General features: G+C 69.6%; 10 protein-coding genes and 1 pseudogene. 6 read left to right on the top strand and 5 right to left on the bottom strand.

All coding sequences use genetic code 11. The features are described 5' to 3' along the window. Positions 1 to 131 precede the first annotated feature (131 nt). Positions 132 to 686 (bottom strand): hypothetical protein, encoded by a 555-nt coding sequence (locus tag NXI30_05190; protein MCR9093590.1) that lies wholly within the window; start codon positions 684 to 686, stop codon positions 132 to 134. Between the two features lie 219 nt (positions 687 to 905). On the opposite strand from NXI30_05190, the gene NXI30_05185 reads away from it, so the two are divergent. Next, positions 906 to 1715 (top strand): enoyl-CoA hydratase-related protein, encoded by an 810-nt coding sequence (locus NXI30_05185; protein MCR9093589.1) that lies wholly within the window; start codon positions 906 to 908, stop codon positions 1713 to 1715. 258 nt (positions 1716 to 1973) lie between these two features. Here the strand turns inward: NXI30_05185 and NXI30_05180 are convergent. Continuing rightward, positions 1974 to 4133 (bottom strand): annotated as a pseudogene (locus NXI30_05180) (ComEC/Rec2 family competence protein). 271 nt (positions 4134 to 4404) lie between these two features. Between NXI30_05180 and NXI30_05175 the strand changes: the two are divergent. The 3 genes from NXI30_05175 (at position 4405) to NXI30_05165 (ending at position 8204) form a co-directional block, all read left to right on the top strand. Then, positions 4405 to 5322: a LysR family transcriptional regulator gene (locus NXI30_05175; GenBank protein MCR9093588.1), complete on the top strand. Its 918-nt coding sequence runs from the start codon at positions 4405 to 4407 to the stop codon at positions 5320 to 5322. A 297-nt stretch (positions 5323 to 5619) separates the two neighbouring features. After that, positions 5620 to 6666, top strand: coding sequence for a Rieske 2Fe-2S domain-containing protein (locus NXI30_05170; GenBank protein ID MCR9093587.1), 1047 nt, complete (start codon positions 5620 to 5622; stop codon positions 6664 to 6666). Beyond that, complete coding sequence (locus NXI30_05165; GenBank protein MCR9093586.1) at positions 6663 to 8204, top strand: AMP-binding protein; 1542 nt, start codon at positions 6663 to 6665, stop codon at positions 8202 to 8204. The genes NXI30_05170 and NXI30_05165 overlap by 4 nt, the downstream gene beginning before the upstream one ends. A gap of 56 nt (positions 8205 to 8260) precedes the next feature. Here NXI30_05165 and NXI30_05160 read toward each other — a convergent pair whose 3' ends face one another. Continuing rightward, the gene (locus tag NXI30_05160; protein ID MCR9093585.1) at positions 8261 to 8677 is read right to left on the bottom strand and encodes a nuclear transport factor 2 family protein; all 417 of its coding nucleotides are present in this window, start codon (positions 8675 to 8677) and stop codon (positions 8261 to 8263) included. Positions 8678 to 8925: 248 nt separating this feature from the next. Beyond that, positions 8926 to 10146: a PEP-CTERM sorting domain-containing protein gene (locus NXI30_05155; protein ID MCR9093584.1), complete on the bottom strand. Its 1221-nt coding sequence runs from the start codon at positions 10144 to 10146 to the stop codon at positions 8926 to 8928. A gap of 433 nt (positions 10147 to 10579) precedes the next feature. Here NXI30_05155 and NXI30_05150 point away from each other — a divergent pair, with 433 nt between their 5' ends. After that, on the top strand, positions 10580 to 11827 hold the full coding sequence (locus NXI30_05150; protein MCR9093583.1) for a hypothetical protein: 1248 nt from the start codon (positions 10580 to 10582) through the stop codon (positions 11825 to 11827). 83 nt (positions 11828 to 11910) lie between these two features. Here NXI30_05150 and NXI30_05145 read toward each other — a convergent pair whose 3' ends face one another. Beyond that, positions 11911 to 14247, bottom strand: a complete 2337-nt coding sequence (locus tag NXI30_05145) for a tetratricopeptide repeat protein (protein MCR9093582.1) — start codon at positions 14245 to 14247, stop codon at positions 11911 to 11913. A 75-nt stretch (positions 14248 to 14322) separates the two neighbouring features. Between NXI30_05145 and NXI30_05140 the strand changes: the two genes are divergently transcribed. Continuing rightward, positions 14323 to 15741: a sulfatase gene (locus NXI30_05140; protein MCR9093581.1), complete on the top strand. Its 1419-nt coding sequence runs from the start codon at positions 14323 to 14325 to the stop codon at positions 15739 to 15741. Positions 15742 to 15784 lie beyond the last annotated feature (43 nt).

The following is a 15784-nucleotide window of genomic DNA, read 5'->3' as shown; positions in this document are numbered from 1 at the left end:
GTTACAGCCCGATTCGAGGAATTCGTTTCAGATTGAAACGAATCCGCCCCGCCAGACGGCCGAACTCCGCAATGGATTGCGGACCGCCTGAAACGGGGCTTTCAGATCGAAATCCCGGAGGCCGTCGCGGCTCAGTCGCTCTCCGCGCGCCCGCCTTCGGCCTGGAGCAACAACCGCTCGAGCAGGGCGATGACCGCGTCCTTGTGGTCGACCAGCGCTGCCCGAACCCGCTTTCCCGGGCCGTACAGGGCCTCCCCGAGCGCTGCCTCGTCCGCCTCGATCACGACGACCGCGAGCCGCTCGGCGTGGCGTTCCGCGAGGCGCGCCGCCTGGCGATAGAAGCGATCCGCCCCGTCGGCACCGAGCAGGAGCAGCCGCGAGATGCGTCGCCCGCTGGGTCGCGTCGCGGCGGCGCGCGACAGCCCCGCCTGCTCGCGATCCAATGCCTCGGCGGCTCCGTCCAGCCCGCGCACGAGGCGCCGCGCCCGCCGCACCTCGAAGAGCCCGTCGACGAGCCGATCATCGAGTGCGTAACGGGGCCAGGCCGGAAGCCCGGACTCGGCGGCGCGCTGGGTGCGGACCAGCCAGTCGTCGGTGATCTCCTGCGCGAGGCCTGCCTCGATCAGCGCGCGGGGCCACGCCGCCGCCAACGCCTCACGCTCGTCGTGTCCCACGCCGCGGCTCAATTCGTTCTCCCTAATCGATTCTCAGGCCGGTTGCGCCCATAGAGTTCGAGAATCTGGATTCTCGTGAACCGATGGGCGTCGCGCTGCCTGCTAGGCTGGTCCACCGCCCGACTTCGTCCGAGCGGTTGCTAGCAGACCGGTCGGGTTCGTGTCTCTAGCCGAACCCGATCCGACGGCCCGACCCGACTGCGTCCGGCCCTCCTGGAGATCCGACCGACCATGCCCGCGCGCTTCGAGCTGCCCGCCGACCACCCCCACGTCGCCGTCGTGACGATCGACCGCCCCGACCGCGCCAACTGTCTCGACCCGGAGACGCTGCGCGATCTCGCTGCCCATTGGGCTCACATCAATGAGGACGACGAGATCCGGGTGGCGATCCTGACCGGCGCCGGGAACCGCGTGTTCTGTGCCGGAATGGACATGACGAAGACCATTCCCGCCTCCCAGGCGCTGGCCCGGGGCGAGCAGATCGATCCCGTCGACTTCGAGGGGCTCCGCGCGGCGGGTCACGCCACCCTCGTGAAGACCCAGCTGCGCGTCCCGCTGATCGCCGCCGTCAACGGACACGCCCGAGCGGGGGGCTTCGACCTCATGCTGGGCACGGAGCTCCGCTATGCAGTGCCCGAGGCCACCTTCGCGCTCGAAGAGGTGGCCCTCGGTCTCTACCCCACCGGCCAGGCCACGATCGCCCTCCCCCGCCAGATCGACGCAGTCCACGCAAACCACCTTCTATATACAGCCCAGCCGATCGACGCCGAGCACGCCCTGAGAATCGGGCTCGTCAACGAGCTGGTCCCGGCCGACCGACTGATGGAGCGCGTCTTCGAGGTCGCCGACCAGATCGCGGCCAACGCGCCGCTCGCCGTCCGGGCCACGCTCTCGGGCGTCCGTGAGCTCGAGGGAATGAGTCTCGAGAACGCGTATTCTCGTCAGGAAGAGCTCGGAAAGCCCCTCCGCCGCACGGAGGACGCGCGAGAGGCGCAGCGGGCCTTCGTCCAGAAGCGCCCGCCGCGATTCTCCGGGAGGTAGGTCCACGGTCGGTACGCGTGCTTCGGGATCGCTCGGACAGATGCGGCGTTCGCCCCAACGAACGATCTCGATCTCGCCCCCGGATCGGGCAACGGCGACCGCCCCGTCGCGCCCGGTCCACGCGAGGCGGGCCCCGAAGCGGTCGAGGCGGCGGAGCACGCGCGGGGCGGGAAGACCACGCTGAGTTCGACACGGTGCGCTGACGACGGCGACCTTCGGGGCGACCGCGGCCAGGAAGCGCTCGGAGGTGCTCCCCGCGCTGCCGTGATGCCCGACCTTGAGGACGTCGGCAGCGAGCCCCGCCGGATACTCGACCAGCGCGGCCTCCGTCTCGATTCCGATGTCCGCCGCCAGGAGATGGCGAATGCCGCCGACCTCCGCCCGGAGGACGAGCGAAGCCTCGTTGCCCCCGCTCATCGGGGCGGTCGTGCCCGGCGCAGGCGACAGGACTTCGAATCCCAGGTCGCCGACCTCGAGGTACGCGCCCGCCGCCAACCACTGCACCGGGATCCCCCGATTCCTCGCCTCGCGCGCCAGGTCCGCCAGCCGCTCGTCGGTCTCGGCGCCCGACGCGGGCAGCCAGATCTCGCCGATCGGCAGGCGCGCGAGCAGGTCCGTCGCCGCGCCTCGATGGTCGGCATCGCCGTGGGTCACGACCAGCCGATCGAGCCGGCGACCGCCCAGCGCGCGCACGGCCCGCTCCACCCGCCCGGCGCGCCCGGCCCCGCCGAGCGACCGCCCGGTATCGACGAGGACCCGTGCGTCCCGCCCCTCGATCAGCGCGGCGTCGCCCTGGCCGACGTCGAGATAGACGACCCGCGGCGGATTCGGGAGCCGGAACGCGCCCGTCCCGGGCGGCACCCCGAGCGAGGCCAACGCGACCCACGATACGAACGCCGCACCGAAGGCCCGTCGTCGAGTGAGCACCAGGCCACACGCGCAGCCGGCCGCCAGCACGATCGCCCCGAGCCGATCCGCCCCCGCCGATCCGGGCACGAGGTCCGCCGCCGACAGAACCGCCCATTCGGCCGCGGCCACCGGAAGCAGCGCCATCGCCGCCACCCCCTCGCCACCGGCGGCGGCGCAACCGACCGCGACGAAGGCCATCGGCAGCACGATGCCGGTCAGCAGCGGCACCGCGACCAGATTCGAGAGCGGCGCCCACGGAACGAGGGCGAGGCCCGCCGCCGCAAGCGCCGGTGCCGCCGCGAAGGAGGCCGCCAGTGTCGTCGACGCCGAGACCTGGAACGCCTCCCGGAACGTCGTCCGGTCTCTCCTCTCCGGCGGCGGATGCGACGGCCTGCTCCCGGACACGGACACGATTCCGGCGCACGCAAGGAAGCTCAACTGCGCCCCGAGATCGAAGAGCCAGGCGGGCTCCGCGAGACCGAGAGCGAGGGCCGCTCCGCCCAGCGCCCGCGCCGGCGTCAGATCGCGTCGCAGGGGTCTCGCCAGCGCCGCCCCGACGAAGAGCAACGCCGCGCGTTGTACCGCCGGCCCCGCGCCGGCGAGGACGGCGTAGACGACCGCCGCAGCGGCTCCCAGGCCCCAGGCGATCGCGACGGGGAGCCGCCCCGCTGCGCTTCGACGAACGCGCCGCTGCACGACGAGAACCACGCCGCCCCCCACCAGTGCGACGTGGAGCCCCGAGATCGCGATCAGGTGGGACAGGCCCAGGGCACGAAATCCATCGACGAGCTCGGGGGCCAGGCCTGCGCGCTCGCCGAGGACGAGCGCCAGGGCAAGGCTGCCGCCCGAGCGGGTGGCGAGCAGGGGTCCCACCCGATCGAGCACACGCTGGCGCAGCGACGGCGCGCGGGCCTTCGCATCGTCGATCGCGACCGCCCAGGCGGGGTCGAGCCCCCGGGCGCGGACCGCGAGGCCGCGGCGAGCCCAGGTCCGCGCGACGTCGTCGGTCCCCGGGTTCCGTGTCCCTTCGATGGGGGTCAACCGCGCTACGAATCGCACTCGCCCCCCCGGCTGCGAGAGGCGATGAATCCGGCTCCCAAGGCCGTCTTTCGCAACCGAGAGCAGCAAGCGATTCGGCAGTGGCGGCCCCTCGCCCAGCCGCCGGACGCGATCCATCTCGATCTCGGTTCCCCAACGCCGCTCTCGACGATCGACCACCCGCGCCTCGAAACGCTGTGCGGAATCCGCAGGCAGTGAGGCGACCCGATCGAGATCCTGCCGCGCCTGCTCGAGGCGCAGCTCGAGCCGGAGCGCACCCACGAAGACCAGCAGCGGCAGCCCCGCCACGATCGCCGCGCGCGGATGCTTCGCCGCCAGCCCGGCGACCAGGACGCCGCCCACGAGCACCAGCCCCACGAGCACACCGGACGCCGGCGCCCATCCTGCCTCCGCGCAGCCCACGCCGATCGCGTAGGCCAGGCAACTCGCTCCCAAGAGCCGATTCGACATCGCCCCCTCTCGCCACCGCATCCGAGGCCGAACGCAACGTCCGCATCAACATCGCAGCCCCGTCCACGGGGCGCCCCCGCGCGTCCGGCCGGGCACGGAGCGGAGCCGCACGTTCACGGCCGCTACCACGTCCGCGGAGCTCCCCGATGCGGGCATCGACGAGACGCCGACGACCCCTGCCTCACGGTCCGGACCGCGACCCGCCGCGGCGCGCGGCCAGGGACTTTGCTTACCTAGCGATCCAACGTTCTCCTACCTCCGAGGTGACACCGTGCGACTCGCAGGCCTCGACCTCAATCTTCTGGTGGTCCTCGACGCGCTGATCGCGGAGTCCAGCGTGACCGCGGCCGCGAAGCGCCTCGGCCTCTCGCAGTCGGCGACGAGTCACGCCCTCGCCCGACTTCGGACACTCCTCGACGACCCCCTGCTCGAGCGGACCGCGCAAGGCATGGTCGTCACGCCGAGGGCCGCCGAGCTCGAGATGCCCGTCCGGAAGATTCTCGACGCCGCCGGAGAGGTCCTGACGGGAGGCCAGCCCTTCGTCCCAGGCACGTCCCGGATGGCCGTGCGCCTCGGCCTCGAGAGCGCCGCACAGCTCACCGTGCTGCCGGCCCTGGTGGAACGTATCCGGTCGACGGCCCCGGACGTCGTGCTGACGGTCGTTCCGGTACAGGCGGACAAGCTCGTGCGGTCGCTCGAGAACGCCGAGATCGACTTCGCCGTCACGCCCTTCGCTCCGAGCGGCGCGAAGGGGCTGATCGTCGAGGAGCTCGTCGCGAGCGAATACATCTGCATCACCCGCCGCAGGCGATCCAGGAAACGCAAGACGCTGACCCTGGATGACTTCCTCGAAGCGGATCACGTCACCGTCGACTATCCCAATCTGGCGGACCAGGAGATCGATGAACTCTGCGCGGCCCGCGGAGCGCAGCGACACATCAAGCTGACCGTCTCGACGCCCGCCTCGATTCCCACGATCGTCGCGGGCACGGACCTCATCGCGACGATTCCGCGCGCCTTGCTGGACGTCGGCGGCGAGCCCGACGGACTGACGAGACACGAACCACCGCTCGAGCTGGCCCCCGCCCTCGTCCATCTCGTCCACCATGAACGGACGCAGGGCGCCGCCGGTCACGAGTGGTTCCTCGGCGAAGTCCGATCACTCCTGCGGGATCTCGTCGGCGCTTGACCCGGATCGGCCCCGGTCGCCGGAACGCGGTCGGATGCAGCTCTTCGATAGCGCGCATGAGGGATCCGAATTTGTCATGCCGAAGGCCGTATGCGATGAAGGGATCGACGGCCGCTGATCTCGCCAGCCGACCGTTCGCCCTTGACGTCAGGCAGATCCCTTCGTCGGCCGAAGGCAGCGGAGCTGCCTTCCGAGGCTCGCTCGACCACGACGGAGACACGCCGCCCGTGTCGGGCAAGTCATTCTCCCGAAGACCGCTCGACATCCGATCGACGAGCGGCGAAGAGGTCCACGATCATGCCCAATCCGGTTCTCTCTCTCCCCCGATTTCGCTACCCCAGGAGTTGGTGGCAGATCGGTTGGTCGCACGAGATCGACAAGGGCGAAGTGAAGGCGTTGAAGTACTTCAACGAAGACTTCGTGCTCTGGAGGGGGGATTCGGGACAGCTCTATCTGCAGGATGCGTTCTGCCTGCACCTCGGTGCCCATCGCGGCGTGAAGGGAGAGTTCACGGATCGCATGGGACACGTCAAGGGGGATCAGCTGATGTGCCCCTGGCACGGCTGGATGTGGAACGGCGAGGGGCGAAACACCGAGATCCCGTACAGCAAGCAGGACTGCAAGGCCCACCTCCAGATCAAGACGTACGAGGTCCGGGAACTCCACGGCATGATCATGATGTGGTGGGACTCCGAAGGCAATCCTCCGCAATGGGACCTGCCCGCATTCCCCGAGCTCGAGGACGACGGCTGGTATCCGATGCTCCCCTTCAGCGGACGCAGCTGGGAGGTGAAGTGTCACCCCCAGCTCCCCCACGAGAACGCCGCGGACCCGGCGCACGTGGCCTGGGTGCACGGCGCCGGTCGCGCGCCGACGGCGACCGAGTACGTGTTCGGCTACCCGGAGTTCCAATGCAAGCTGCACGTTCCCTACGGAGCCGGCAAGGACTCGACTCGGATGACACCCGACGGCGAGGTCGAGGCGACGACGGACGTCAGGGCGTGGGGCTTCTTCGGCTGCGTCCGGTGGGAGGTCCCCCACCCGACGCTCCAGATCGCTTGCATGACGCCCATCGACGACGAGATGTGCCGCAACTTCATGCAGCAGACGTCGAAGCGGGTCGAGGGCGATGACGGGGACGAGCCGACCGGGATCGCGCTGCACATGCTCGAGCTCCAGTGGCAGGTGATCCCTCAGGACTACTTCGCCTGGGAGAACATGAAATACCTGCCCGCGGCGAACTTCGCTCCGGAGGAAGTCGACGCCTACACGAAGCTTCGGCAGTGGTGCTACCAGTTCTATCCGAAGCACGCGATCGACGAGATCGAGGTCGCCCCGGCGTGAAGTCCCTGGTCGAGCTTCTCGCCGAGCGAGCAGAGGCAACCCCCGACCACATCGCGATCCGGTTCGAAGGCGAGCCGGTCACGTTCGGTCGGCTCTGGGACGGTGCGCGCCGCGCCGCGGCAGGGCTATCGAGCCTCGGACTCCGATCGGGCGACCGCTACTCGCTCTTCCTGGCGAACTCCCTCGAGTTCGCCGAGATCTGGCTGGGGGGGATGCTGGTCGGCGCGGTCGCGGTCCCCATCAACCTCGCCTATCGAGGCGAGTTCCTCCGCCACCAGCTCGACGACAGCGGGGCTCGGGCCGTGGTCTGCGACGCCGACACGCTTTCCGCCGTCGAGCAGGTGCGCCCTCGATGCCCGGCGCTCGAGCACGTGATCCTGCGCGCAGACAGCGAAGCCTCCGCGCGGAACGCAACGACGACGCAGGCGCTGCTGGCGGCCGCGCCGATGGCAGTCCCGACCTGGCCCGATCCGGGCGACTACGCGACGGTCCTCTACACGTCCGGCACGACGGGCCCCTCGAAAGGCGTGGTCCTCAGTCACGAATACCTCGTGCGGCTCGGCTGGAGTTTCGTCGACAGCGCCCGGATGACCGAGCGCGACGTCGTCTTCGTCCCCATGCCGATGTTCCACGTGAGCGGGCTGCAGGGGCTCCTGACACCGATCCTCGCAGGCTCCCAGAGCGTGATCGAGAAACGATTCCATCCCGCGACCGCGTGGGAGATCGTGCGGCGCTTCGGCTGCACGGGAATGGTCTCGGTCGGTCCGATGATCGCGATGCTGATGTCGAAACCCGCCGACCCCGGCGATCGCGAGCTGCCCCTGCGCTTTCTGGGGACCGCTCCGCTTCCGTGCCCCGTCGAGGAGATCCACCGGCGCTTCGGCGTCGAGGTCCAGACGATGTACGGCCTGACCGAGGCGTTTCCGGTCGCGGTCGCCCGGCTCGGCGAGAAGTTTCCCGACGGCTCCGCCGGCCGCCCGATCAACGAGGACCTCGAGATCCGGCTCGTCGACGACCACGGGGCAGACGTCCCGCGAGGCGAGCCCGGGGAGATCCTCATCCGCGCGCGTACGCCACACGCGATGTTCGAGGGCTACCTGAAGGGTGGCGGCGCAGGCCCCCTCCGCGCCGAGCGCGACGAGTGGTTTCATACCGGGGACATCGGAAAGCTCGACGTCGACGGATACTTCTACTTCGTCGATCGAAAGAAGGACGCGATTCGCCGTCGTGGGGAGAACATCTCCTCCATGGAGATCGAAGCGGCGATCCACCTCCATCCGGACGTAGAGGACGTGGCCGTCCACGCCGTGCCGAGCGATCTGGGGGAGGATGACGTCAAGGCGGTCGTCGTCCCCGTCTCGGGATCCGCGCTGAGCGCCGAGGCGCTCTTCGCGCATTTCGACGAGGTGCTCCCGCGATTCGCCCGTCCCCGCTATCTCGAGTTCATGGAGGCGATCCCCCGGAATCCGGTCGGTCGAATCCAGAAATTCGTCCTGCGAGAACGCGGTCTGACGCCGACGACGATCGACCGGGGCTGAGTCGGGCCGCCGGACCGATTCCGCGCCGGCCTTCGCCGCGAAGCCCGCGGTGACGCTCAGTCCAGGCGCGCGGCTTCGCGCGAGCCGCGTGCTTCGGCCTGGTCGTAGATGTCCATCTGCTCGGCCCACAGCCCCTCTCCGGCGTAGCGCAGCGACGACATCCCGTGGTAGCGCGGACGCCCGGACTCGGTGGTCTCTCCCGGCCGGACGCAGTGCCAGTACAGGACGACGCGATCGTCGTCGACCACGTGCCAGCACTCACGGAACTCGCGCTCCGCGAGTCCGCGAGCGGCCTCCGCGAGGAAGGCCCGAATCTGCTCGCGCCCCTCCTGCCAGCCGAAGATGGGATCGAAGTAGCGGGCGTCGACCGCGAAGAGGTCGGCCAGGGCACGCCACTCGAAGCTTCGGCGCGCCTCGGCGTGGCGCGAGTACGCCTCGAGGATTTCTCGTCGTCGTCCGGTGTCTACGTTCACGGCTGCTGCGGCCTCCTTCGTCTACGTCGTCGACATCCCATCTCGCGACGCAGTCTGCATCACGGCGCGCGGCGTGGGCAACCGCAGGTGAGCGCACAGTGGGTCTCGGTTCGCCTCAGGAACACCTGCCCCACGCGATGGGCCCGAGGAGGCGCGTCGATACGTCGACGACCTCCCCGGGCCCCGTCCGAGCCGCCCCCCGGAACCGGGAAACCGGGTCCGAGGCGCCTTGCGTCACGCGTCGCGTGTCAGCCGTTGCGTCGACGATGCGTGAGCGCTCCCAGGCAACCGACCCCGAAGACCAGCGAGGCCAACGCCCCCGGCTCCGGGACGAACTGAAGGTCCATGCCCGTGACGGTAAAGAGATTGTCGACACCCGACGCAGAGGTCCGACGATAGTATCCGCCGGTCACCAGCCCGATGTTGCGGACGGTCCCGCCACCGGTCGTCATCGACGTCGTGTCGTACCCCATCCCCGTCAGCGTCTGATTGAACGGGTTGCCGCCCACGGTGCCGGTCCGCACGACCTCGACGGTTCCGGTGGTCCAGGGATAGAGCCAGCGGGTGGAAGTCGCTGCCGGGATCGTTCCGATCGTCGTGCCCGTGAAGTCGGTCACGAGACCACAACCCGCCGGGCCGGGCGGGAACTCCTGGGTGCAGGGCGCGGCGAAGCCCGCGTTGTTGATGATCACGCCCGGCGGCTGGCCTCCCATCGTCGTGTAGCCCCAGCCCGCGCCATCGCGCGTCCGAAACGTCGGACTCCCACCCACCGGGTTCGTCCCGACCCAGGGGCGCGTGGAGGTCGCGCCGGCTGCGCTGCCGAGGATGACGCCGTTCAGATAGACGCGACCCGATCCGGCGAGCAGCATCGCCATCGTCCCACCGAACTCGTTCGGGCCCGCGTCGAACGAGAGCCCTACGAAGAACTCCGTCTGGGTCGCCGGATCGAGGGGCGTCGTATTCGCGGCCAGGCGGCCGGCCTGCCCCGCGCCCGGCTTCGTCCAGTTCATGGCGGACATGACGCGCGTGAGCGGCGCCGGCGTTCGCGCCCGCCCCGACGCCGGACCGGCATACGAAAAGGTGGTGTCGAGCTGCAGGATCGCAACGTTGTTGAGAATCGGCGTCGAACTCCGGACGCCAGGCTGGGTGAAGGCGTCCGTCGGAACGGTGAAGGCATCGCCGACACCGAGGCCACCGGGAATGATCCGATGCCCCCCCGCGACGGGCACCCCCGACGAGGGCTCGACGTAGGCGGGCGTACCGCCGTTCACACCGGCCCCGTGACAACGTGCGCTCTGGGACGGGTCGCAGGGGGTCAGGGGATTGATGGGTAGGTTGACCGTGCGTCCGGAACTCTGGTGGTACTGGCCGCTCATGGCCACCGTCTGCGCCGTCGCCGTGAACGCCGACAGCCCCAGGGCCATCGTCAGAATGGCAGCGCCGGCTGCCGGTATCTCGAACCTGCTCATGCGTTCTCTCCTAGGGATCCGACACGGGTCGCATCCGTCATTCGTCTGTGTGATCCGTGCGTGCCGTCGCGCGCGCCTCGTCGAGCCTCGACCCTCCGCTCCTCCCGACGCACCACTGGGCGCCGGGAATCGGGTCCATCTCCGCGCGTGCGGTCCCGGCTCTGCATGTCGTGGCCGAGATCAATTCTCTCACTCCGGATCGGTCGGATTCAAATTCACAGACGGCATGTTGCACATCGAGCAACTGCATCCCCACAGCCTTGCGCCGCCGCTTCCCCCTCCGGCACTCTCGGCCCGCCCGGACTTCGCGACCTGGCGACGGCGTCGTCCACCTCGAGGAGGCCTCATGATTCGCGAACTCGCCCGCCGGCCATCGGCACGCCGCAGCCCGCTCGTTCCCAAGGCTGCTCAGAGCCTTCCGAAACGCGGCCGGATGGCCGTGGTACTGACTCTCCTCGCGGGCGTGCTCGGATGCGGTGCCCCGACGCAGGAGAGCGTGTCCCGAGGCGACGCGATTCCGGCCGACGCGCTTCTCGCCGACGTTCTCACCCACGACGAGGCGCTGGACCGGATTGCCTGGGTCGCGATGTACCTGAGCGAAGCGAGCCCCGGGGAGCTCGATCGCATCCGGCGCACCTTCGAGAACGCGGCCCTCGACCGCGGCGACGTCGAGTACGCCCTCTTCGGTGAGTGGTGGGCGGGCTTCGATCCGGAGAGCGCATTCGGTTGGGCCGAAGCGACCCTTCGCGCGCGCCACCCACGGGTCATCTCGACGATCGTGCGCGCATGGGCGCGACAGGATCCACAGACCGTCGCGGCGAGCGGGCTCCTCTTCGAGGTGGCCCCCGGTGCGCCGATCTATCGCATCGACCTGCTGGACGCGCTGGTGGTCGGCTGGTTCGAATCCGGTCAGCCGGGGCTCGCCGACTTCCTGGGCTCACTCGAGGACGCGTCCGACGTCACGCAGGGACTCCGCACCTACGCCCGCGTTCGAACGCTTCGTGACGGCGGAACGGCCGCCCTCGAGTGGGCCTGGTCGACGCCGGAGTTCGAGTCCGACCAGCGACGTCTGCTGATGGCCGGCGCGCTCTCGGTGGTGGCGGGCCAGGACCCGGCGCTCGCTGCGATCTGGCTCTCGCAGGTCGAGGCCGACGGAATGGACGTGCGCAACTTCGTCCCTCGAATCGCGCGCAACTGGGCGGATCACGACCCCACCGCGGCGATGGACTGGCTCTCGACCCTGCGCGACACCGCGGACCGCAACTCGGCGGTCGCGCGGGTCGCCGGCACCTGGAGCCGCGTCGATCCGCCCGCGATGACCCGATGGATCGACGCGCATGGCGGTGAATCCTGGGTGGATCCGGTGCGCATCCAGTCGATCCGACGCGCAGTCAACACGGCCGGCGAGCACGTCGACTGGAACGCCATGCTGCGCAGAACCGAGGCGATCGTCGACTCGGCCCGACGATCCGTGACGATCCTCTGGGTCGTACGGAAGTGGATCGGCGTCGACGAGCCGGCCGCGCGCGCCTGGATCAACGAGCATCGCGAGCTGCTCGCCGACGACCAGTGGAAACGCATCACTGCCGCGAACACCGACTCGGGCAGCGGCCCGGCTTCGCCGACCCGCGCTCTCTCCCCCGCCCCCGGACCCGCGCTAGGCGCCCAGCTGGCCGATTGAACTCTCCGCTTCGCCGGGGCGGCCACCGTGCACCGCCTCCCAGCGAGCGTCTCGCGGCCTGAGTCGCCGACGGCCGGTCGCCGTCAGAGCCTTTCCGACGGACGATTCGAGGCGCCCTCCTCGCCCGCCTCCGGGTCGAGCTCGGCGAGGCGACGTGCGGCGGGCTCCCCCGCGCCGAAGCGCAGCGCACGAAGAAGGAGCTCACGCCGCTCGCCCTCCGTCTCCGCGTTGGGCGGCAGGAGCTCCGCAAGCCGCAACGCGGCCCGGCCGTCGAACGGTGCCTCTCGCGTGAGCTGGCGTCTGAGCGCCGCGATCGCGTCGTCCCGCCGCCCGGAGCGCAACAGCGCGTCGACGAGCTCCTCCAGGATCTCCGCGTCGCCGGGCCGTGCCCCGAGCGCGCGCTGCGCCAGCGCGACACCGTCGATGTCCCCGTCCGCACGAGCCAACTGGGCCAGGCCGAGCAATGCATCGGGGTGGCCGGGTGTTCGTTCGAGGACCGCCGTGTAGATCGACTTCGCCTTCGGCGTCCCCGCCGGCCCCTGTGCCAGCGCGTCGGCGAGCGAGATCTGCACCCGGTCGACTCCCGGTCTCTCCTCGACCGCTCGGTGGGCTTCCGCCAGCGCGTCGTCATCACGGCCCAGCGCGAGCAGCGCCTCCACCCGGGATGCCCGCGCGACGTCCCACGCCGGCGCTCCGAGTCGCGTTCGGTCGAGCGTACCGAGGCCGACCAACACGGCCTGCGCGCCCCCCCGACGTCGCAGACCGCGGACGAACGCCTCGATCGCCGCTGCTTCCATCTCCTGCGCCGTGCGATCGGGGTCGTTCGGGAGTCGAGCGAGGTCCGGCGCCTGGCCCAGGAGCACGCGCAGCTCGACCTCGAGCAATCGCTCCTTGGGCGTCACGGGCGAAGCGTCTTGGCGCGGCGACGAGAAGCGCAGGACGGCGAGCGCGTGGCGGACGCGGCGCTCGGCGATGTGCATCTCGACGAGTCGCGTGCGCGCCTCTGCGAGAGCCGGATCGGACCGCAGCGCATGCCGATACTCCTCGACTGCGCGGTCGAAGTCGCCGATCGACTCCGCGGATCGGCCGAGGTAGTAGCGAATCGGCGCATTGTTCGGCCAGGCGAGCGCCGCCTCTTCGAACGCCATCAAGGCGGATTCGTGCTGACCTCGCTCGAAAGCCACGCGTCCGCGAATCATCGGGCGATGGATTTCGACGGGAGTGGTGTCGGCGATGCGCAGCGCCTCGTCGTGCCGGCCAGCGAAGATCAGCGCCTCCGCGTGAGCAAACTGGAGCTCTGGAGAGGGCTCCGCGTCCATGCCGCCGAAGGCGTGGTCGTACGCTTCGAGCGCCTCCGGTACGCGCTCCTGATTCACCAGATGGACCGCGAGGTCGATCCAGGCCTCGACCGCACGAAGCGGCTCACTGCTCTTCGTGGCCTCGCGCAAGGCCGCCTCGGCTCGCTCCGGAAGCCCCGAAGCCACCAGCTGAGCGACGAGGGCCAGGCGAGCGTCGCGATTCGAGGGATCCGCTGCGTAGGCCGCTTCGAGGATCTCCAGCACGCGCGCCGTCTGGCCGAGCGCAGCGTACAGCTCGACCGCTTCCCGGACGAGGAGCGGAGCGCCGGGGTCGGCCTCGAGACAGGAGCGGAGCGTGACGAGCGCCGCTTCCACGTCGCGGGATTCGCGCTGAAAGCGCGCGCGGACGGAGCACCAGAAGGGCTCTCCCTCGGCGGGGCGGAGCCCGACCTCGTCGATCGCAGACCGGTCGCCCGCCTGCGTGATCAGGGATTCCGCCTCCTCGATGCGTCCGAGACCGAGGAGCGCGATCCCCTGGAGCCGAAGCGCCACCTCGTCGTCGGGGCCGTCGTCGAGCAGGCCCTCCACGATTTCGAGCGCTTCCTCGTAGTGGCGGCGCGTACCGATCAGGGCCTGCGCCCGCAGTCGCGCTGCGACGCGATCGAGTTCGCCGGCGTCGGGCCGCTCGGATTCGATCCGGTCGAGCGTGCGAAGGCACAGCTCATAGTTCCCGCTCTCGTAGGCGTTGCGCGCGAGCTGAAGACCGGCCGGCACGATCCAATCGGGGTCCTCCATCGCGGTATCGAGCGCCCAGGACGACCGTCCGGGATGCCCGGTGAACGCCAGCGCGCGTGCGTAGAGCACCATCACCTCTCCGCGGATCGTCCCCTCTCGGATCAGCTCGCGAAGTGAACCGATCGTTTCCGCGTACTCGCCGGCGAGCTGCTGAGCGCGCACGCGACCGATCACGGAGTCCTCGCTCGTCTTGCAACCCACCCAGACGAGCCCCGCCAACAGCAGCGCGATCGCGGGTCGCCAGCGTCGCGCGTGCGCGACGCGCAGTCGTGACGGAGCGACGGAGCGGCGGCCGGATCCTGCATACACACTATCGATTCGTTGCATTGGCGTAGTCCTGATCGACATTGAAAGCTGTCTCCCCGTTCCTATCACAAGTCGAGCGCACAAGGGAGGAGCTTCGTGTCGAACGGACGTCGCCGTCGAGAGCGGATCGCACTCTGGATGCTCGCGGTCGCGGCCATCTCGTTCTTCGTGTACCGATCCGTCGACCTCGGATTCCGACGCGGCGACGAGAGACCCGTGGGCGGAGTCGAGGACGTCGTCGCCCTCGCCCAGCGCGACGACCTCAACGTCCTCTTCGTCCTGATCGACACCCTGCGAGCCGATCGCATGAGTGCATACGGGTACGAGCGCGAGACGACGCCCTTCATCGCATCGCTCGCGCGCTCGGGCATCCGGTTCGACCAGCATCTCGCGCAGTCGTCCTGGACGAAGGCCTCGATGGCTTCGCTCTGGTCAGGTCTCTACCCGCTCCGCACGGGTGTCACGAAGTTCGACCACGTCCTCTCTGAGGACGCGGAGCTCCCGGCAGAGATCCTGTCCGAGGCCGGCTACCGGACGGTCGGGATCTACCGAAACGGATGGGTCAACGGCTACTTCGGTTTCGATCAAGGCTTCGATCGCTACTACCGGCCCATGGGACAGCTGCGAGACGCGGGGCTCCAGCGCCTGCGCCCGAACGAACTCGGCCATGCCGGCGACGAGGAGCTGGTCGGCGACGCGATCGAGTTCCTCAGGATCAACGGCCGGCGCCAGCCCTGGCTCCTCTATCTGCACATGATGGATCTACACGAGTACACGTATGACGATCAGTCGGCACTCTTCGGCAGCGCTCCCTCTGACATCTACGACAACTCGCTGCTCCGAACGGATTGGCTGATCTCCGAGCTGCACAGCTTCCTGGCAGAAGAGGGATTGCTCGAGAACACCCTCTTCGTCCTCCTCTCCGACCACGGCGAGGCGTTCGGTGAGCGCGGCTTCGAGGGGCACGCCCGCGCCGTCTTTCCCGAGACGACCCACACGCCCTTCATCCTCGGGCTGCCCTTCCGGCTCGAGGAAGAGCTGGTGATCGAGCGACCCTCGACGAACCTCGACGTCTGGCCCACGCTGCTCGAGCTGTTGGGAAGACGCCTGCCCGACGAGCGCGACGGACGATCTCGCCGAGACGACATCCTTCGGGCGTTGGATCCGGCGGGACGAGTTCGCGAGGAATCGGGGATCGAGGAGGTCCAGTTCGCGTTCCTCGACGAGAACTGGGGACGTCCCGATCCGGAGCGGAAGCCGGCCGTGAGCGCGAGCGAGGATCGGCTGCGCTACGTCTCCGGGACGGATGCCGACGGCGAACCCTTCGAGGCGTTGCTGTCTTCCGAGGACGGCTTCACGCGCAACCAGATCGCCGAAGCCCCGGAGGCAGCCAGCCGTCTCCGCGCAGCAGCGGATCGGCATCTCGAGACCGACGCGATCTTCGATGCCGGCGCACTCGAGCTCGACGAGATGCAGCTCGACCAGCTTCGAGCGCTCGGCTACCAGCTCCCGTAGACGCTGACATCGCGCGAACCGCATGGGGCGCGGCTGCGAACCC

The sequence above is a fragment of the bacterium genome (assembly GCA_024742285.1).
Classification (GTDB): domain Bacteria; phylum Myxococcota_A; class UBA9160; order UBA9160; family UBA4427; genus UBA4427.
This window is presented reverse-complemented; position numbering and strand designations above follow the sequence as displayed.